Genomic DNA, 19,018 nt, shown 5'->3' on the forward strand with positions numbered 1-19,018 from the left:
GGTGGTCTCATCAAGGGTTCGTGAAGTGTCAGCCTGCTAACATTTTGATGCCGACGAGCACGAGCACGATGCTGAGCGCCGGCTTGAGATAGGCTTCCGGCGCGTGGCGGGCGCAGAGGCTGCCGATGATGATGCCGGGAATGGAGCCGATCAGCAGCGAGCCGAGCAACGGAAAGTTCACGGCGCCCAGATACCAATGGCCGATGCCCGCGATCAGGGTCAGCGGCACGGCATGCGCGATGTCGGAGCCGACGACGCGGACGACGGGCAGGCGCGGGTACAGGAACAGCAGCGCGATCGTGCCCAGGGCGCCGGCGCCCACCGAGGAGATTGAGACGACAACGCCGACGACAAAACCGACCATGATCGTCAGACCGATCGATCTCTGCAGTCCGAAATCCGGATTGCGCTTCATCGCAACGCGCAGGATCCAGTCCTTGGCGATGAGGGAGATGGCGCTCAACAGCAAAGCCACACCAAGAACGAGGGAAATCGCTGAGGTCACGACATGGCTGGTGGTGCCGAAATGGGCAATTACCAGCAGCGTCAGAACGGTCGCGGGCATCGACCCCATCGCGAGCAGACCGACAATACCCCAATCGACCGATCGACCGGCGTTGTGAACCGAGGTGCCGACGGTTTTGGTGGCGGCCGCGAAAAGCAGATCGGTGCCGACGGCGGTCGAGGGATGGAAGCCGAACAACAGCACCAGCAGCGGCGTCATCAAGGACCCGCCGCCCACCCCGGTCAGGCCGACGAGCACGCCGACCAGCAGGCCGGAGACGATATAGGCGGGTGAGAATATCCCTGCATGCGCAATCGTCATAAAGCGAAACCCTCTACCGTTAAGCTTTCGGGACTAGATCTGGCGTTAGCTGAAGACGGCGCCCTGGGGAATAGAGCAAGCGACCCAGCCTTGGCCTTGTCGTCCACCGGCCGCTAACATCCTCGTACCGGCTGTGAAATGCCAGAGTGTGATCCTGGGGATGGGAGAGCGTGTGACCATACCGACCGCGAAGGCGCGCAAATCGGCCGGCTATCCCTGGATTTTCTCGGGTCTGCGCGGTTTTAGCCCGTCCTGGCTGCCCCATGACCTGGCGGCCGGCTTGCTATTGACGGCGATCGCCGTGCCGGAACAGATCGCAACCGCCCGTCTGGCCGGCATGCCGCCCGAGGCCGGGCTGGTCGCCTTCGTCGCTGCCACCATCGCCTTCGTGATGGTCGGGGCCAATCGTTTTCTGTCGGTCGGGGCCGATTCCACCATCGCGCCGATCATCGCCGGCAGTCTGGTGGCGCTGGCGGCCGTGGGTTCCACGCAATACCAGGCGCTGGCCGCTATACTGGCGATCATGGTCGGCGTCATCCTGTCGCTCGCGGCGCTGTTTCGCGCGGGCTGGATTGCCGATCTGCTGTCCATCCCCGTCACCACCGGCTTCCTGGCCGGCATCGCCATTCATATCGGGCTGCGGGAATTGCCGCCGCTTCTGGGGCTGACTGGCGACGATGCGTCTCTGACCGCGCTGCTGCATCAGGCGAATGCCATCAACCCCTATGCGCTGGCGCTCGGCCTCGGCGCCTGCGCGACGACGGTCCTGACCGAACGTCTGGCGCCGCGTCTGCCCGGCGCCCTTTTTGCCGTTCTGCTTGGTGGCGCGGCGGTTCGCCTGTTCCATCTGCAAGCGGCCGGCGTGACGATGCTGGCGGCTTTACCGGGCGTTGCCCTGCATGCCCCGGCATGGCGCGGTCTCGCTTTGATCGACCTCGCCCGCCTGGTTCCTCTGGCGCTGATCATCGCCCTCATCTGCATGATGCAGACGGCAACGGTCGTGCGGAGTTTCTCGCAAAGCGAGGGGCCGCTCGCCGCCGTCATGCCGAATGTCCTGGGCGTCGGTCTGGGGTCGATCCTCTCGGGATGCGCAGGCGCCTTTCCCGTCAATGCCAGTCCGCCACGGACGGCAGCCATCGTGGAAGGCGGCGGCCGGTCGCAACTGGCCTCGCTGGTGGCGGCGGGGCTTGTCGTGCTGCTGCTCGTCGCGGGCGGCGATTTCCTTCGTTACGTACCGCTGCCGGCCCTGGCCGGCATTCTGACGGCGATCGCCATCCGCCTGTTCCGACTGCGGGAGATGATGCGTATCGCGCGGCAGGGTGGGGCAGAGATCTATCTCGTTGGTTTCAGCGCTATCCTCGTTATCCTTCTCCCGATCGAAATCGGCATGCTGGCCAGCATCGCGCTGTCGCTGATCCAGAGCATCTATGGCGTCGCCCGCCCGCGCGCGGTGGAACTCGCGCATCTGCCGGGGACGACGGTCTGGTGGCCGCCAAGCCCCGGCGAACAGGGCGAGAGCATTCCCGGTATTTTGGTCTTTGCCATCGGTGCGCCGGTGAATTTCACCAATGCGCTCTACATCTGTCGGCAGCTTGATGCTTTGATTGCCCAAGCGCCGTCGCCTTTGCACCTTGTGGTGCTTGAGGCGAGCGGGGTGACGGAGATCGATTATACGGGCGCGACCATTCTGATGGCGGAACTCGCCAGCCTGCGGCAGCGTGGGACCAAGGTGGCGCTCGCCCGGCTTGCTGCGGCCAAGGCGCAGGACGCCGCGCGACGGACGGGATTGATCGCCAGCATCGGGGCGGACCGGGTGTTTCACACGGTGGAAGACGCCGTGCGTCATGCGTCGAAGATCACGCGTTAGAGTCCATCGGGTTTTGTTGGAAACGCCCCAAATCTGTCGCCCGCGGACTTGTTCCGCGGGTCTACCCTTGCGTGCGGGCAAGCGGCCGTCTGGGCGCCGCGGCGGGCAGGTGCGGCCGGCTAGGTCCGGGGCGCGCAGCTCGCGCAACAAGTGCGCGGATGACGAATTATCTATTAAAACCTGACAGACTCTAACGGGAACGGGAGCCGAGTATGGTGGCAGGACAATCAAAACTATTGAGGGCAACACTATGGGCAAGCTGCCTGGCTCTGGCCGGCATGGCCAGTATTGCACCGCCGGCGAGCGCCGCTGCGACGCGGACGGAGGTCTGGCGCGGCGCCTATAGCTGCGCGCAAGGGCTGACCGGCCTGACCCTGACGCTACTCATCCAGCCGGGTGGCGAAACCGCGGGACTTTTCGAATTCTACGCGGTCGGCGCCAATCCTCGCGTGCCCAAAGGGTGTTTCGACATGATGGGGATGATGGACCGGAACCATCATCTGACGCTCGCCCCCGGAGCTTGGCGGCGTCACCCGACCGGCTATGTGACCGTCGGTCTGACGGGGGATGAGGTCGATGCCAAGCGGCTGGTCGGCACGATCGCGGGCCCCGGCTGTTCGACCTTCGCCCTTGTCCGTCAGACGATGCCGGGCCAGCCCTCGGCCTGCGCCAGCGTCTCGGTCTGACGGCCCGTCGTCACGGTCGGCTGAGTTCCGCGCGGGACGGCAGTGCCGCATAGGCGCCGGGGCGCGTGACGGTGACGGCGGCGGCGTCCTGGCCGCGTTGCAGCGCTTGCCGCACTGTGTCGCCACGCGCCAAAGCGGCGGCCAGGACACCGCATAGCGTGTCGCCCGCGCCGGTCGTATCCACGGCCGTCACGGCTGGTGCCGGCATCAGGATCAGCGTCCCGTCACTGGCCAGAATGGCACCCTCACGACCTAGCGTGATGATGACGGAACGGGCGCCGAGGGCCAGCAGCCGCTGGGCCGCGTCTGCGCCTTGGGCGCCGGTAATGTCGGCCGCCTCGACGCCATTGGCGATGACGAGGTCACAGAGCGGCAGAAGATCATCCACGGGCCAACGCAACGGTGCGGTGTTGAAGATGACGCGCGCCTGTGTCGCCAGCATCGCGGCTCGGGTCGCCGCGAGCGACAGATTGCCTTGCAGTAGCAGCCAGTCATCGGGTCCGGCACGACCGGCGAAGCGCTCAGCCGCTGCGACATCAAGACCGTCCGCGGCCAGCCCGACGGTCGCGATACTATTCTCGCCTCCGGGCGTGACCATGATCACCGAAAGATCGGTCGGATAGGCAAGGCTGATCGGCTCGAAGATCAGCGGCTCGGTCGCAAGCACGGCCCTCAGCTGTTCTGCTTCGCGGTCGTCCCCGACAGGGGCGGTGAAAATGACATCGGCGCCGGCCCGGCCAGCCGTCACGGCCTGATTAAGACCCTTGCCACCGGGGCCGCGTGTCGCGGTATGCGCGACCAGCGTCTCCCCCGGCGCCGGCAGCCGGGCCATGCCGAGCGAGAGATCCAAGCCGGCATTGCCCAAAACATAGACGACGCTCATGCGCGGACGCGATCGGCCTCGGCCATGAAGACGCGCACGCGATCCGGGTCGACTTCGTTCCACCAGACGCCGTCGCGCTTCAGATAGCTTGCGATGATGACGCCGTCGGCGATATCGAGGATCGAGCCGACATTCTCCGGCGTCACGCCTGAGCCGATGACGACAGGCAGGCTGCAGCCTTCGCCGATGGCGCGGATCTCGTCCGTTGTCGCCGCATCGCCCGTGCGCTGACCGGTCGCGATGGCGACATCGGCATCGAAAAACTCTGCGTCGCGGGCCAATTCCGGAATTGTCCGATCACCGGTAATCGCATGCGCGCCGTGTTTCACATGAACATCCGCGAAGACCTTGACGGACCGCGCATGCAGCCAGGCGCGGTAGCGCATCGCCTGTCCGGCGGGGCCATCCATCAGGCCTTCATTCGCGACATAGGCATTGGTCCATTGATTGACGCGCACGAAGGCCGCATTGGCGGCTTTCGCAATCGCCAAGGCCTGTATCGCACCATTGGCCAGTACATTGACGCCGACCGGCATACCGGTTGCGCGGCGCACGGCATCCGTCATCACCGCCATGCAGGCCGCCGTCTCTGGTCCCAGTTGGTCCGGCTTGGCGAAGGGAATATCGCCGTGATTCTCGACGATTAGCCCGTCAAGCCTGCCCGCCTGATAGCGGCGTGCTTCCTCAACCGCATAGGCGATGATGCTGTCGATACTTTCCCCTTCGTAGCCGGGGGAACCGGGCAATGCGCGGGAATGGATGACGCCGATCACCACCTTGCGGCGCCCGAACAGCGATTCCAGCGCATGGGGCTTGGGTTTAAAGACGGGTTTTGCAGACATCAGGCGTTTCCTTCGGCCTTCGGAACGGGCCATGTGCTGTCATAGGCAGCTTCGTGGAAGTCGATTTCAAGCTGAAGGGCGCGACCGAACAAGGTGGCAAGCCGCGCGCGCTGCGCGTCATTCAGGCGCGCCGCTTCGCGGTTCACCTCGGCGCGCAGCCAATCGGCGCCGTCCAGAAATTCGGGTTCGGCGTGCAACTGCACCCAGGAGCGCAGCATCGGCTCAGCACTCGGGCGTCGATGCGCGCGGACGCACCAGGTGCCATACATCCATTCGGCAGCCAGCATGATGGCGACGATATCGGCATAGTCGCCGTCACGGGCGATCGCCAGCATGCCCTCCGCGAATGCCGTCACGGCGGGCGGCAGCGCCTCACCTGTCTGGCCGATGCCGAGGGACGCAAAACAATCCTGAAACCAGACGAGCTGCGCTTCGGACAGTGCCGAGAGTGTTGCGATCAGCCGCCGGCGCTGGGCAAAGCCAGGGGCTTTCAGCAGCGCATAGGCGAAGATCTGCACTGCCGTTTCTACGAAGGCGTGCTCGAAGAAGAAATACCGGCACAGAACCTCGCGCGGCAGCTGCTCTTTTTCGATATCGGTGACGAAGCGATGCGTCTGCATCGCTTCCCATATCGCCTTGTTCTCGGTCCTTATCCAGGTTGAGAGGTCGGTATCGTCCAGGCCGGTCACTGGGCGGCGTCCGTCAGCCAGGTCAGCAGGTTGCGCCAAAGCTTGCCGTAGCCTTCCCAGGCAACGAACTCGTTCGGCACCCAATGCGGCCCGATGTCGGAGGTCCAGGCCGCGGTGCGGCCCTTGCCGTGGCTGCCCGTCACCAGCAGAGGGTGACCGCCTTCCTCGGCCGGCAGCTTGGCCACGACATGCGCGCCCGGCTTCAGCTCAACCTCATTGGCACCCAGCAGCAGCGGCCAAGGCCCGTCGATATCCTTCACGATCGGATGGCCAGGGTCGGTGATCTCGGCCGTGAAACCGTCGGGTATCTCAACGCGATCGTCATAGGGCAGGCAGGACACCGGCAACGCGTCTTCGACCGGCGTCTTCCGCCAGCGCGCGCGGCCGTCGATCCCCTGGAAGCTGAAATAACCGCCGATCATGGCAAGGCCACCGCCAGAGGCAGTCCAATCGCGGATCAGCTTCAGGCGATTCGGCACCGGCTTACCGCTCAGCCAGACGGCGGGCGGCAGCAGCAGCGTATTGGCGCCGATATCCGAGAGCAGAATAACCTTGTATTCGGCGAGGCCGGCGGCATCGAAGGGAAAGCCTTCGGCGGCGACATGCGCGGGCATATAGGTCAGCTCGAATTCGCTATCCTTCAAGGCGGCGACAAGCGGTTCCGCACCGAGATGAAAGGTCACACTGCCGAACTGGTCAAAACCCTTGAAATGGGTCGCCGAGGTGACCCAGCTTTCCCCGACCAGCAGCACCTTTGTCTTAGTCACGATGTTTTTGTCCTATTCTTCGTCGCGGGCCTGAAAGACGTCGCGGGGATTATTGATCATCAAGTCCAAAATGGTCTGTTGATCAACACCATGGCGACGCAGGCGTGGAATGAAATGTTTTTGCAGATAGGCGTAGCCGAAGCCGCCGTAGCGCGTGAGCATCATCTTCAGAAACACGTCCTGAGACATCAGGATACGCTGTCCATAGCCGCGATCGATCAGGGACGCGATGGCGGTTGCGTTATCCTCATCGGACGGGCATTGCGCCTGCTGATCGGCATAGAAAAAATCCATGCCGATCATGTCATATTCCAGAAAGGCGCCGCGCTCGGCCAGTGCGCTTTGATAGTCGAGATCGCGCCCCGACGGATTCATATGGCACAGCACCGTATGGCGCAGATCGCCGCCCTCGGCCGCGATGATGTCGAGCACACGATGCCCGTAGCGATACCAGGCAGGAAGGTGGATCATCAAAGGAAGGCCGCAGCGCGCCTGCGCCTGCGCGGCACCGCGCAGGGACTTCTCCTCGATCGCCGTGAAGCCGGGGGAAACGCCGATTTCCCCGATGATGCCGATCTTGACGCCGCTGTCGCCGATACCGTGCAGCGCCTCGCTGACGATCTCATCGGCAATCGCTTCCACGCTCATCTCCGCCAGACGCGGCGGGGTGGAGCCCTCCAGATAGAAGCCGCCGCCGGTGATGACGTTCAGCCCGGTTTCCCGCGCGATGCGCTGATGGGCCAGCGGGTCGCGCCCGATGCCCGAACATGTCGGGTCAACGACGGTACGACCGCCAAGATCGGCCACCGGCAGCAGTTCCGCGATGGCAAGACGCTCGTCATCCAGACGGCAATTGTCGAGATTGACGAAAGGGTCCATCCGCAATTCGCCAATGATGCCGATATTCACCGGCTCGCAGGCGAGGCGCCTGCGCTCGGGCTCCTTCGGCTTATGCCACCAGCAGCTGCAATCATTCAGCAGATGCTCATGCATCAGCGTCACGCCCATTGCCTCGGCCTGGATGGGTCCGAGGACGGTCATCACCCGGCCCGAACGGATATGGGCTTCGGAAAGTTCGCTCATCCTTTTCGGCCCGCAGACAGGCGACCGAAAATCCGCGTGTTCAGCCAGATGGCGAGCAGGATGATGGCACCCGTCACGATCTGCACCAGGAAGGGTGAGGTATGGACCAGGATAAGCCCATTGCCGATGACGCCGATTGTCAGCGCACCGAGTACAGTGCCCAGGATCGTGCCGGTACCGCCGAGCAGCGAAGTGCCGCCCAGAACCACGGCGGCGATGACGTCTAGCTCGAAACCCTCGGCAGTGTTGGAGGAGCCGGAGCCGAGGCGTCCCGCGATCAGCAACCCGGCCAGGGCCGAGGTGACGCCGGTCAGAACGAAGACCGAGGTCAGAATGCGGGCGGAGGGAATGCCGACGCGGCGGGCAGCCTCGGCATTGGCGCCGACCGCCGTGACATAGCGGCCGTAACGCGTCTCGCGCAGCACGAAGGCGCCGGCAGCCAGAATAACGATTGCCAGAAGCGCCGGTATCGGGAAACCCAAAATCCAGCCACGGCCGAGCGTCAGCAGCGGTGCGGCGCTCGGCTCGTCGATCGGGATGGAATAACCGCGCGTCAGCAACAGCGCGATGCCGCGCAGGATGGAGAGACCCGCGAGCGTCACGATGAAGGACGGAATCTTCTGGTAGGAGACGAACCAACCTTGCGCCAGACCGACAATGCCGCCGAGCAACAGCACGAGCAGCGTCGCGATCGGCCAAGGCAAGCCCGCCTGCAAGGCGAGGGCGCAAACGGCATTCGTCAGCGCGACGATGGAACCGACGGACAGGTCGATGCCGCCGGTCGTGATCACGAAGGTCATGCCCACGGCCGTGACCAGCAGTGGCGCCATCTGTCGCAATACGTTGAGCAGATTATCCGGCATCAGAAAGAAGGGCGACAGGATCGAAAACAGGACGCAGCAGAGAATGAAGAACAGCGTGATCGACAGAACCTGCGCGTGTTCGATCAGAAAATCATGCCAGCTGCGGGATGGCGCGGCGGGGGGAGCGTGATGGCTCATGACCGGGCTCCCGCCTGGTCCAGAGCCGTTGCTTCGTCGCGATTGCCGCCGACGATCAGTCTCACGATTTCGTCCAGATTGGTGTCTTCCATGCGTCGCTCGGCGACCTTGTTGCCTTCGTACATGAAGGCGATGCGGTCGCAGACGCGGAACAGATCCTGCAGGCGGTGGGTCACCAGAACGACAGCCACGCCTTGTGCCTTCACGCGGTTGATGAGTGCCAGAACAGCCTCCACCTCGGCAACCGCGAGCGCCGATGTTGGCTCATCAAGCAGCAGAACGCGGGGGGCGAAGGATGCCGCGCGGGCGATGGCGATCGACTGTCGCTGACCGCCCGACAGCATCGCGACCTTGGCGCGCATATCCGGGATACGGATATCCAGCGCGTCCAACATCTCCCGACCCTTCCGTAGCATCTCGGCCTTGTTGAGAACGCCGCTGCGGGACAGTTCGCGGCCCAGGAACAGATTGCCGGCGACATCGATCGTGTCGCAGAGGCTGAGATCCTGATAGACCATTTCGATGCGGTGACGACGAGCTTCACTCGGCCCCGCGATATGCACGACCTCGCCCCCGAGGCGGATCTCTCCGCCGTCGGGGATATAGGCGCCGGACATGACCTTGCTCAGCGTGGATTTGCCGGCGGCGTTATCGCCGACAAGTCCCAGGCACTCGCCGCCATAAAGATCGAGATCGACGCCTTTCAGCACCGTATTCGATCCAAAGACCTTGCGGATGCCGCTGAGCGACATCAGCGGTTCGGCGGAGCGGCTCATGCCTTGTAGACAGACCGGAACGGACCGACATTGGCCTTGGTCACGATCGTGACCGGGACAGGGATGTTCGCGGGGACGGCGCTGCCCTTCAGCTTCGCGGCCAGCGCCTGCACGGCGGCACGGCCCATGCCTTCCGGGTCCTGCTGCACGACCGCGATGACATAGCCGGCATCGATCGCGGCAATCGCCTGGGCAGTCAGATCCCAGCCGAAGATGCGGATCTTGTCCTGCAGACCCTGGCTTTGCACGGCGGCGATGGCGCCCAGCAGCGCGGGCTCGCCGGTCGCGTAGATCGTGTTGATATCGGGGTTTCCGGTCAGCAGCGATTCGGCGACATTCAGGGCCGTATCCTGGATGTTGCGGCCATCGACGACACCTGCGACAGAAATTCCATCGGTTCCTTTGACGGCATCAAGAAATGCGGATTGCCGTTGATTCTGAATGAAGGAATTGAGCGCGCCGATCACGCCGATACGGGCATGGCCCTTCATCTCGCTTTTGACATAGGGCAGAAACACATCCGCAAGCATCTTGCCGGCGGTCTGATTGTCGACGCCAACCTGCGCAAGCTGCGGGCCCTTGGGAAGAACGGCATCGACGGCGACGACCGGAATATGCGCGGCCGCCGCTTCCTGAATGGCCGGCATCAAGCCGTTCACGTCGATGGCGTCGACGACGATGCCCTGAACCTTCTGCTGGATATAGGCCTCGATCGCATTGTTCTGCGCCGTCGGCTCGTCATTGGCATTGAAGACGACCAGATTGGCGCCGGCGGCTTTCGCCGCCTCGGTCGCGCCCGCCTGCATCTGATTGAAGAACAAGGCCTGTTCGTTGATCTGGATCAGCGCGAATGTCGGCTTCTGGGCCGCCAAAGCCGGTGCGGCGACGAGGCCGGTCACAGCCAGGCCCAGCGTGCCGCCCAGCGCGGCGCGGCGAGTGATGTCGGTCATTCCTAAAGGTCCCCCAAATATCTTGCCGTCGCGCTGTCACGAAGACGCGCGGTCGGCAGCAGCGCATGTGAAGCTGGCCCGAAGCCGCATCTTCGGTTTCAGGTCGGATAAGTAAACCGGTTTACTAATGAAGCGCTGCAATGCAGCACGTCAAGAGGAAAATGCGAAACCGTCAGTCTGGATAGGAAACGAAGGGAGACTAGCGCAGCCGGGCGCGGCGGCGGGGGGCGCGCACGGACTCGCGCTTAACAAGCTCCATCGGCACAAGAATCTGTCGCTCGGGCACCGGCGTCCGCGCGATGGTGGAGATCAGAAGATCCAGCGCCTTCCGGCCCATCTGCGGCAAGTCCTGACGCAAGGCGGTGATGGCAGGCTCGAACAAGGCCAGCGGCTCCACGTCATCGCAGGTGATGACCGAGATATCGTCGCCGATCCGCACGCCCTTGCGGCGGAATGTCTTGAGCATGCCAAGAAAAAGCTCGTCGCTGCCGGTGAAGACGGCGGTGGTTTCAGGGTGTCGCTGCAACAGGTCCTCTGCCGCCGCCTCGCCGGCCTCCACCGTATAGGCGCAATCCAAGACCGCCACGGCGTCATGCCCGGGCCCGGCTTCCCTGATCGCGTCCAGAAAGCCCAGCCTGCGTTCCTCAGCGCTCAGCAGCTTCTTAGGGCCGGACAGCATGGCGATCTTGCGATGGCCGGCGTCGATAATATGTCGCGTCGCTTCCAGTGCGCCGCCGCGATTTTCGGCAAAGACGCCCGGAACATCCGCGCCGGTGATATCCTCGTCAACCAGCACGAAACAGGGCACGTCTCGCAAAGCGGTCAGCAGGCGACCGTCATCCGGATGGTTGGTGGAAAAAAGAACGCCGTCGACATGCTTGCTCTCGATCCGGCGGATATAGTCGATCTCGCGATCGATATTGTTCAGCGTCACGCAGAGCAACACGCCGTAACCGCGTTCGGCCGCCGTCGCCTCAACCGCCGCGGCCAGGCGCGCAAAGAAGGGATTGGCGATTTCCGGAATGACCAGGCCGATCGTTTCGGATTTGCCGCGGCTGAGCGAGCGGGCCAGCGGATTGGGCGTGTAGCGAAGATCCTTCACGGCATCGTCGATGCGGCGGATGGTCTCGGCCGGCAGGCGTATCGAACCGTTCAGATAGCGGGAGACAGTGGTGACGGAAACATCCGCCGCGACGGAAACATCTCGGATCGTCGCCTTTCGCGCCATAGTCGTTCTCCTGTCCCTTTCGCAACCGACAGAGCGTTTCGGCCGCGGGGCAAGGCCCCTTAAAGCAGCGGCTTGCCGTGTCGCGCAAGCAGGGCCTCCACCGCGTCCAGGCTTGGCAGCGCGGTTTGCGCGCCGAGGCCTTGCACCGACAGCGCAGCGGCGGCATTGGCGAAGCGCAAAGCGTCCGGCCAATCCCGCTGTTGCGCGATACGCGCATGCAGCAATGCGCCCGCAAAACAATCGCCCGCGCCGGTCGTATCGCTGACCGGCACCTGAAATCCCGGCGCATGATGCTGGCCGTCAGGACAGGTGGCGGCAGCGCCGTCCAAACCCATCGTGGTGATGATCACGGGGGCGAGGGTTGGCAGGTTGGTTCCAAGCAAGGTCGCGGCCGCTTTGCGCGAGGCGCGATTGAACAACAGAATATCGAAACCCTGCAAAGCCGCCAGGGCATCCGCCGCGATGCGCGGCAGGTCTGCCGATTCCACGTCCAGCGAGCAGCTGGCACCTGCCGCCTTTGCAAGCGCAACGACGCGCCGACACAAATCGGGGTCGCGGGCGGAGGTCAGATGCGCATGGGTGACGCCAAGAAAAATGTCGGGCGTCAGATCCTCCGCTGTCGGGCAATAAGCGTCGGTCATCAGTTTGATGAGGGATTTCTCGCCATCAGCGGCGATAAGGCTGATGCAGCTGAAGGTATTGGCGCCGGGCAGCGGCTTGACATGCCGCGTATCGACACCGCGCGCCTTCAACTGGTCGAGCACGAAACTGGCCTCCGCGTCTTCGCCGACCCGGCCGGCAATGGCGACGATGCCGCCGAGCTGCGCGATGGCGACTGCGACATTGGCGGCCATGCCGCCCGGTACGCGCTGGATCAGCCTGCCATTGACCTTGCCGTCCTGCGTCGGCAGTTGATCGACCGCGATCAGCACATCGACGTCCAGATCGCCGACCGTCAGAAACTGTGCGACAGACATCGATGCAGTGGGCATGTGGACGGCGGCTCCTGAAACAAGGACGCCATGTCAGGGCCAAGGCCACAGCTTGTCAATGAACAGGGACGTCACAACGTCACGGAAAGCGCCGCATATAAGCCCGTCCTGTGATTGACCTGCGATTATGCGCCTGCCAGATTATAGCGAAGAAAATTGCAAAGATCCTGACCTTCGGTCCGGATCGCGGCGACGGACCCGCGTTTGCATCCAGACGCCATCAGAGAGAGTGTTAATGGCCAAGCCAAAAGTGTTACCGGAGAAGCCGAATGCGCTTCTGCAACTCTTCAATATCGACAAGCCGATCATCGGGGTCATTCATCTGGCGGCATTGCCCGGCGCGCCGCGCTATAACGGGCAGCCCCTGCGGGAGATCTACGCCGCCGCCGTGCGTGATGCGCGCACACTGGCCGCAGGTGGCGTCGACGGTATCATCGTTGAAAACGCCAGCGACATGCCGTTTTCCCGCCCCGAGGATATCGGACCTTCGACCGTCGCGGCGCTCACCGCGGCCTGTCTGGAAGTAAGGGGCGCGGTCGATACGCCGATCGGCATTACCTGCGTCGCCAATGCCGTCATCCCGGCGCTGGGAATCGCGAAGGCCGTCGGTGCCGGCTGGGTTCGCGCCAATCAATGGGCCAATGCCTATATCGCGAATGAGGGTTTCCTCAACGGGCCGGCGCCGGCCGCCATGCGCTATCGGTCGGCGATTCGCGCCGAGGAGATTCACATCTTCGCTGATGTGCATGTGAAGTTCGGCGCCCATGCCATCACGGCCGATCGCAGCATCACGGAACAGGCGACGGACGCCGAATGGTTCGATGCCGATGTGCTGATCGCGACCGGCACGCGCACAGGCTCGCCGACACAGCCGGCGGAAGTGGATGAGGTGCGGGCCGGCACCAATCTGCCGGTCATCGTCGGCTCGGGTCTTTCGCCCGAACAGGTGCCGGATCTTTTCGCCGTGGCTGACGGTGCCATCATCGGCCAATGGCTGAAGACTGACGGTGTCTGGTGGAATGCGGTCGATCCGAGGCGCGTGGAAGCGCTGATGTCGGCCGTGGCGAAGGTGAGGAAGCCTTTATGACCCTTCTCACCGGGGAGACCGATGTTTTCAGCTCGGCTGCAACCTCCGGGCGCTGCGCGGTTATATTTCTGTCCAAGGATCAAGACCCTGGCTTGGCAAAACCGTATCTGTCGCCGCCGATCGCCGATGCATTGCATGCTCTCGAAGCCGAAGGCTGGATTCTCTCGCCGCGTGCGATGATCGATCCGGGGGAGACACCGCCGGCGACCGGTTTCGCGACCGGCTTTGCGCATGACGTCGATCTTGCCGGCGTGTTTGAAGCGCCGTCGATCAATGCGGCCTTCGCCGGTATTCGCCGCCTGGAACGCGCCGGCTGGGCGGAGCGGTTCGCGACGCAATGGCTGATCGGCCCGCGCGAATTCGCAGCTGTCAAAGGCCAGCCGGTGGCAGGCGAGCGGAACTGGGGTTTTCTCGCTCTATGGGAATGGAATGATGCCTGGAGCGCCGCATCCCAGGACACGCGCGATGCCTATGACCGGCATTGCGATATCGCTTTCGCGGGGGATCTGGCGCTTGGCGCCAATATCGCCGGCCGCCATCGGCTGGATTGGGCGAGTTCTTGGCACCATCTCGGCTTTTGGGAAATCGACAATCCGAAGACCGTGGATCTTGCCATGCGCGAGCATGAACGGGTGGCGGATTTCATGTTCACGACATCACGCCACTATATCGGACGCCGCTGCACCATCGCGGCCTATCTTGCAGGAATGACGGAGCAGCTTTCATGAACGGCACGATCTGGATCAGCTATGCGCGCCCGCGTCCGCATTGGTATGGGCTGGACGAAGCGGTCAAGGCCGAGCATCTGGCGAAATGGGCAAGCGTTGCGGCGGCAAGTCTTGCCAAGGGCGCGGAGTCACTGGGTCGCTACCATATTCGCGGACAGCAGGATTTCGAAACGACAGAGATCTGGCGTTTCGCCAGTCCGGAACAGGCGTTCGATCATTGGTCCCGCCTGACGGCGGCAGGCTATAATCAGTGGTTCGCGTTCATGAACAATGTCGGCGAAGCCGTCGACGCCGGGTGATCGAAGGGGCGCGCAATCGTAGCGCGCCCCGTTCCGGCTCAGAAAGTACAATCGGCTTTATATTCGTATTCATCGGCAGTTTTCGTATCGCCGGCCATGATCGGGACAAGCTGGGAATCGGTCAGCTTCGGCAAAGTCTCACCCTTCAAAACCTTGTCGGCGAGCGAGATTGCCAAAGCACCCTCCTGTTTCGGGTTTTGTGCGATAAGGGCTGAGATCGATCCGTTCTTCAGCGCATTCACTTCGGCAATCGCAGCGTCATAGGCGACCAGCTTGATATGCCCGACGGCCCCCGCCTGCCGCAGCCCGGTCACCGCGCCGATCGCACCTTGGTCGTTATTCGCAAAGATCCCGGCCAGATCGGGATGCGCGGAAATCGCCGAGGTTACGATCTCGGCCGCCTTCTGCGGGTCATCATTGACATAGTCGTGACCCACGACCGTCATGCCAGGATATTTCTTGACCGCCGCGATGAAGCCGCTGACGCGATCATCCTGCGCCTGTAGTCCGGGCGGGGTAGCGACGATATAGACTTTGCCCTTGCCGCCGAGCAGTTTGGCCATGGCCTCCCCCGCCATCCTGCCGCCCGCATAATTGTCAGTGACGATCTGCGTCTGCACGAAGGAAGGATTGGCCAGGGTCTGGTCGATGGTCAAAATCTTGATGCCGCGATCGGCGAGAGATTTGATCGGTCGCATCAGCGCCTGCGCATCGGTCGGCACAATCGCGGCGGCGGCCGGCATGGCCGCACCCACGGCGTCGATCACCGGTGTCTGCGCATCGGCCTGAAACTGATCGGGCGCGGAGATCGTCAGCGTATAGCCGAGCTTGGCTGCCTCATCCTTGGCACCGCAGGCCAGAGCTTCGTAGAAGGGACTGCCTTTGACGCCGAGCACGACAGCGATGGTCTTCTTCGTTTGCGCATGGGCGGCCGTCCCGCCCAAAGCCAGCGTGGCAGCGGCAAGTCCGGCAAGCATGATGGTAGGACGCATATGCGGATTCCGTTATGATGAGGTTGCAATCAGCCGCGGTCACGCGCGCGGCGCTTCAGCTGGTCTATCCAAACCGCCAGGATCAGCACGGCGCCCATGGTCACCGTCTGCCAGAAGGGCGGAATGCCGAGAATGACGAAACCGTTGAGCAGCACGATCGGGATCAGAACGCCGACGACCGTGCCGGCAATGCTGCCGATGCCGCCGAACAGGCTGGTTCCGCCCAGAACCACGGCGGAAATGACGGTGAGATTGTCCATGGCGTGACCGCCGATGGTCGTGGTCGAGAACCGTGCGGTCGACATGATGGCGCCGAGCCCCGCGGACAGGCCGGACAGCGCATAGACTTTGATGATCTGTCCGCGCACCGGAATGCCGGCGCGGCGCGAGGCTTCGGTATTCGAGCCGACGGCGAAGGTGCGCAGGCCGAAGCGGGTGAGATGGAGCAGGATCGCGGCCAGCACGGCGGCGATGACGGCAATCAGCACCAGCACGGGAATATGCGCGATACTGCCGCCGCCGATGACATTGACCAGCAGATCGGGCAGGGCGCGCACATCCAGCCCATTGGTGAGGATCTGCGCGGCGCCGAGGGCCATGCCCAAAGTGCCCAGCGTCACGATCAAAGGCGGAATGCGGGCGAAGGTCACCAGCAACCCATTGACGGCACCCCAGGCGGCGCCCGAGGCGAGTGCGGTGACGGCACCGATCAGAATGACGCCCCAACCGGCATTGGTGGTGCCGTAGGTATCGGCCGGTGCGCCGGACAGCGCCAGCATGACCTGGGCCGATAGGATTGAGCTGAAGACCAGCACGGATCCCACGGACAGGTCGATGCCGCCCGCGACGATGACGAAGGTCTGGCCGAGCGAGAGTACCAGGAAGATCGCGGCATTGATCGCCAGCATGCTGAGATTATAGGGCGAGGCGAATTGCGCCGGCCGCAGCAGGCTGAAGACCAGTACGAGCAGGATGAGGAGCGCGAAAATCCAGCCGCCGCCGATCCAGCCCGACCAGCGCTCCCGCAGGCTTGTGCGCTCGTCCGGCGGCGCCAAGGCGTCCGGGACAGGGCGGGATGTCAGGTCATCCATGGGCTGGCTCCGGCTGGCTGACGCCGCCTGTCATGGCCGCGACCAGGCGTTCCACCGTGGCGTCACGCGCGCTCATCTGCGCCACGCGACGGCCGAGCCTCAGAACCTCGACGCGGTCTGCGACCTCCAGCACATGCGACATATTATGGCTGATCAAGACAACGCCCAGGCCCTGGTCGCGCACCTGACGGATAAGGTCCAGCACGCGCTGTGTCTGCACAACGCCAAGCGCGGCCGTGGGCTCATCCAGAAACACGACCTTGCTGGCCCAGCGCGCGGCGCGGGCGATGGCGACGGATTGCTTCTGTCCGCCGGATAGCGCGGCGACGGGGATTTTGGCGGACCGCAGGCGCACGCCGAGGCGCGCAAACTGAAGGGCGGCTTCCCGGCGCATGGCAGCGCGATCCACGAAGCCCAGGCGGCCGAGCAGGCCGGGGCGCAGAATCTCGCGGCCCAGAAACAGGTTTTCCGAAGGCGGTAGCTCCGGCGCCAACGCCAGGTCCTGATAGACGGTTGCGATGCCTTGCGCCTGCGCGGCGGTGGGGGAACTGAAGGTGACGCGCTGGCCGTCCAGCAAAATCTCGCCCTCGTTCGGCTGGTCGGAGCCGGAGAGGATCTTAACCAGCGTCGATTTGCCGGCGCCGTTATCGCCGATCAGCGCGCAGATTTCGCCGGCATGCACCGTGAAATCGGCGCCGTCCAGCGCCTGGACATGGCCGAAGCGACGGCGAATTCCTTTTGCCTGCAAAAGAGGCGAATTGCTCAATTCATAGACCTTAAATCTGAAACTTGATGACAAACGCGCAAAAAATCATCTAGTAAACCGCTTTACTATTGAGCGTCTGTGTCGCTACCCTGTCAAGCGCTGAAAACATTTGCCCCGAAAGAACCTGCGTCCGATGGGTAATGCTGCCTCCGATGCCACCCTGATTGCCGATGCGGTCGAAGCAGCGGCCGACAGGATCGTGGCGAGCTTGACCGATCTGATCGCCTTCCAATCCGTCTCCCGGCCTGATCCGGCGCCGGCGGGACCGGGGGAGGAGCCGTGCCAGCGCTACCTGCAAGCACGTCTGGATGCGCTCGGGTTCGAGACGGAGCTGTGGGAGCCTGATCCCGCGCCGCTGTTGGAGAAATATCGCGGCCGGCCCGGCGCCATTGAAGGGCGACGCTTCGAACGGCGGCCCAATCTCGGCGGTCGCAAGCGCGGCTTGGGCGGCGGTCGGTCGCTGTTGCTCACCGGGCATATCGATGTCGTGCCGACAGGGCCGATCGAGCATTGGCGCAGCGGGCCTTTTGAGCCATTGGTGAAAGACGGCGCGGTTTACGGACGCGGCGCGGTGGACATGAAGGGCGGTGTCGCCGCCATGCTCATGGCTTGCGAAATCCTCCATGAACTCGGCATCCCGCTCAAAGGCGATATCGTGTTTTCCACCGTCTGCGACGAGGAAATTTGCAGCATGGGTGCGCTGGCCCATGCCGATCGCGGCTATACGGCGGATGCCGGCATCATGACGGAGCCGACGGCCAACCGCATCGCGCCGATCTGTTTCGGCATTCTATGGGGCAGGATTATCATCGACGGTATCGGCGGCCATGCCGAACTGACGCCGCGCAATTGGAATGCGGGCGGGCCGGTGGATGCGATCGAGCTTTGCCGGCAGGTTCTGAACGGGATCGACCTCATCAACCGGCGCTGGATGTATGATCCCCGCAAGCGCCATCCCTTGATGGAGGCTCCCGCCAATATCATGGCGACGCAGATCCGCGCGGGCGAACATCCGTCATCCACCGCCGGGCGCGCGGAAATCGTGATCGATGTAAAATACCTGCCGGTGGAGCGCGATGCGCTCGGCCGTGGCAGCCATGTCGCGGCGGAGGTCGACGCGTTCCTGGCGCAAATCTGCCAGGCGGATCCTTATTTGCGCGCGCATCCCGCACGCATCGAATGGTTTCTGGATGCCGATTGCACCGAGGTGCCGTCTGACCATGCCTTCGTCACCTGCCTGCAGGCGGCGGTGACGGAAAGCGGGTTGTCGCCGCTGCTGACGGGCTTTTCCTCGCATAGCGATATCGGCATCCCGACGGATATCGGCGGCACGCCGACCGTCAATTTCGGGCCGGGCGAGCCAAGCCAGGCGCATCAGCCGAATGAGCATGTCATGGTCAAGGATCTTGTCGCCTGCACCCGCGCCCTGGCGCTGGCGATCGCGGATTGGTGTGGTTGAGCGCTG

General features: G+C 63.6%; 20 protein-coding genes. 6 read left to right on the forward strand and 14 right to left on the reverse strand.

Annotated features, from left to right (window positions below; all coding sequences use genetic code 11):
* Positions 1 to 28: 28 nt before the first annotated feature.
* Entirely contained in the window at positions 29 to 826 is a 798-nt protein-coding gene (locus tag ACELLULO517_RS24965; RefSeq protein WP_227310167.1) for a sulfite exporter TauE/SafE family protein, read from the reverse strand.
* A 172-nt stretch (positions 827 to 998) separates the two neighbouring features.
* Between ACELLULO517_RS24965 and ACELLULO517_RS24970 the strand changes: the two genes are divergently transcribed.
* Entirely contained in the window at positions 999 to 2,693 is a 1,695-nt protein-coding gene (locus ACELLULO517_RS24970) for a SulP family inorganic anion transporter (protein ID WP_227310168.1), read from the forward strand.
* Between the two features lie 278 nt (positions 2,694 to 2,971).
* Positions 2,972 to 3,379 carry a hypothetical protein gene (locus ACELLULO517_RS24975; protein ID WP_227310169.1) on the forward strand — a complete coding sequence of 136 codons (408 nt, stop codon included), beginning with the start codon at positions 2,972 to 2,974 and terminating at the stop codon, positions 3,377 to 3,379.
* A gap of 10 nt (positions 3,380 to 3,389) precedes the next feature.
* Here ACELLULO517_RS24975 and ACELLULO517_RS24980 read toward each other — a convergent pair whose 3' ends face one another.
* The 10 genes from ACELLULO517_RS24980 to ACELLULO517_RS25025 all read right to left on the reverse strand — a co-directional run bounded on the left by ACELLULO517_RS24980 (position 3,390) and on the right by ACELLULO517_RS25025 (position 12,590).
* Positions 3,390 to 4,262, reverse strand: a complete 873-nt coding sequence (locus tag ACELLULO517_RS24980; protein WP_227310170.1) for a ribokinase — start codon at positions 4,260 to 4,262, stop codon at positions 3,390 to 3,392.
* Positions 4,259 to 5,104: a BtpA/SgcQ family protein gene (locus ACELLULO517_RS24985; protein ID WP_227310171.1), complete on the reverse strand. Its 846-nt coding sequence runs from the start codon at positions 5,102 to 5,104 to the stop codon at positions 4,259 to 4,261. Before ACELLULO517_RS24985 ends, ACELLULO517_RS24980 begins: the two co-directional genes overlap by 4 nt.
* Positions 5,104 to 5,793, reverse strand: a complete 690-nt coding sequence (locus ACELLULO517_RS24990) for a TenA family protein (RefSeq protein ID WP_227310172.1) — start codon at positions 5,791 to 5,793, stop codon at positions 5,104 to 5,106. Before ACELLULO517_RS24990 ends, ACELLULO517_RS24985 begins: the two co-directional genes overlap by 1 nt.
* A complete protein-coding gene (locus ACELLULO517_RS24995; RefSeq protein WP_227310173.1) occupies positions 5,790 to 6,560 on the reverse strand; it encodes a glutamine amidotransferase in 771 nt (256 codons plus the stop codon). Before ACELLULO517_RS24995 ends, ACELLULO517_RS24990 begins: the two co-directional genes overlap by 4 nt.
* Before the next feature lie 12 nt (positions 6,561 to 6,572).
* Complete coding sequence (locus tag ACELLULO517_RS25000; RefSeq protein ID WP_227310174.1) at positions 6,573 to 7,643, reverse strand: phosphotriesterase family protein; 1,071 nt, start codon at positions 7,641 to 7,643, stop codon at positions 6,573 to 6,575.
* Entirely contained in the window at positions 7,640 to 8,644 is a 1,005-nt protein-coding gene (locus ACELLULO517_RS25005) for an ABC transporter permease (protein WP_227310175.1), read from the reverse strand. The genes ACELLULO517_RS25000 and ACELLULO517_RS25005 overlap by 4 nt, the downstream gene beginning before the upstream one ends.
* Entirely contained in the window at positions 8,641 to 9,420 is a 780-nt protein-coding gene (locus ACELLULO517_RS25010; protein ID WP_227310176.1) for an ATP-binding cassette domain-containing protein, read from the reverse strand. Before ACELLULO517_RS25010 ends, ACELLULO517_RS25005 begins: the two co-directional genes overlap by 4 nt.
* On the reverse strand, positions 9,417 to 10,370 hold the full coding sequence (locus ACELLULO517_RS25015) for a substrate-binding domain-containing protein (RefSeq protein WP_227310177.1): 954 nt from the start codon (positions 10,368 to 10,370) through the stop codon (positions 9,417 to 9,419). The genes ACELLULO517_RS25010 and ACELLULO517_RS25015 overlap by 4 nt, the downstream gene beginning before the upstream one ends.
* A gap of 199 nt (positions 10,371 to 10,569) precedes the next feature.
* Positions 10,570 to 11,598, reverse strand: coding sequence for a LacI family DNA-binding transcriptional regulator (locus tag ACELLULO517_RS25020; protein ID WP_227310178.1), 1,029 nt, complete (start codon positions 11,596 to 11,598; stop codon positions 10,570 to 10,572).
* A gap of 59 nt (positions 11,599 to 11,657) precedes the next feature.
* Positions 11,658 to 12,590: a carbohydrate kinase family protein gene (locus ACELLULO517_RS25025; protein ID WP_227310179.1), complete on the reverse strand. Its 933-nt coding sequence runs from the start codon at positions 12,588 to 12,590 to the stop codon at positions 11,658 to 11,660.
* A 235-nt stretch (positions 12,591 to 12,825) separates the two neighbouring features.
* Here ACELLULO517_RS25025 and ACELLULO517_RS25030 point away from each other — a divergent pair, with 235 nt between their 5' ends.
* The 3 genes from ACELLULO517_RS25030 to ACELLULO517_RS25040 are packed head-to-tail and all read left to right on the forward strand — an operon-like array spanning position 12,826 to position 14,704.
* The gene (locus tag ACELLULO517_RS25030; protein WP_227310180.1) at positions 12,826 to 13,677 is read left to right on the forward strand and encodes a BtpA/SgcQ family protein; all 852 of its coding nucleotides are present in this window, start codon (positions 12,826 to 12,828) and stop codon (positions 13,675 to 13,677) included.
* Complete coding sequence (locus ACELLULO517_RS25035) at positions 13,674 to 14,405, forward strand: hypothetical protein (protein WP_227310181.1); 732 nt, start codon at positions 13,674 to 13,676, stop codon at positions 14,403 to 14,405. The genes ACELLULO517_RS25030 and ACELLULO517_RS25035 overlap by 4 nt, the downstream gene beginning before the upstream one ends.
* Positions 14,402 to 14,704 (forward strand): hypothetical protein, encoded by a 303-nt coding sequence (locus tag ACELLULO517_RS25040; RefSeq protein ID WP_227310182.1) that lies wholly within the window; start codon positions 14,402 to 14,404, stop codon positions 14,702 to 14,704. The genes ACELLULO517_RS25035 and ACELLULO517_RS25040 overlap by 4 nt, the downstream gene beginning before the upstream one ends.
* Before the next feature lie 38 nt (positions 14,705 to 14,742).
* On the opposite strand, the gene ACELLULO517_RS25045 is transcribed toward ACELLULO517_RS25040, so the two are convergent.
* Genes ACELLULO517_RS25045 through ACELLULO517_RS25055 form a run of 3 tightly spaced genes read right to left on the reverse strand, consistent with a single transcriptional unit; the run spans position 14,743 to position 17,553 of the window.
* A complete protein-coding gene (locus ACELLULO517_RS25045) occupies positions 14,743 to 15,696 on the reverse strand; it encodes an ABC transporter substrate-binding protein (RefSeq protein WP_227310183.1) in 954 nt (317 codons plus the stop codon).
* A 29-nt stretch (positions 15,697 to 15,725) separates the two neighbouring features.
* The gene (locus ACELLULO517_RS25050; RefSeq protein ID WP_227310184.1) at positions 15,726 to 16,787 is read right to left on the reverse strand and encodes an ABC transporter permease; all 1,062 of its coding nucleotides are present in this window, start codon (positions 16,785 to 16,787) and stop codon (positions 15,726 to 15,728) included.
* Positions 16,780 to 17,553 carry an ATP-binding cassette domain-containing protein gene (locus tag ACELLULO517_RS25055; RefSeq protein ID WP_227310185.1) on the reverse strand — a complete coding sequence of 258 codons (774 nt, stop codon included), beginning with the start codon at positions 17,551 to 17,553 and terminating at the stop codon, positions 16,780 to 16,782. Before ACELLULO517_RS25055 ends, ACELLULO517_RS25050 begins: the two co-directional genes overlap by 8 nt.
* Before the next feature lie 133 nt (positions 17,554 to 17,686).
* On the opposite strand from ACELLULO517_RS25055, the gene ACELLULO517_RS25060 reads away from it, so the two are divergent.
* On the forward strand, positions 17,687 to 19,012 hold the full coding sequence (locus tag ACELLULO517_RS25060; protein WP_227310186.1) for a M20 family metallopeptidase: 1,326 nt from the start codon (positions 17,687 to 17,689) through the stop codon (positions 19,010 to 19,012).
* The last annotated feature ends 6 nt before the right edge of the window (positions 19,013 to 19,018 follow it).

Source organism: Acidisoma cellulosilyticum (assembly GCF_020621385.1).
Classification (GTDB): Bacteria; Pseudomonadota; Alphaproteobacteria; order Acetobacterales; family Acetobacteraceae; genus Acidisoma; species Acidisoma cellulosilyticum.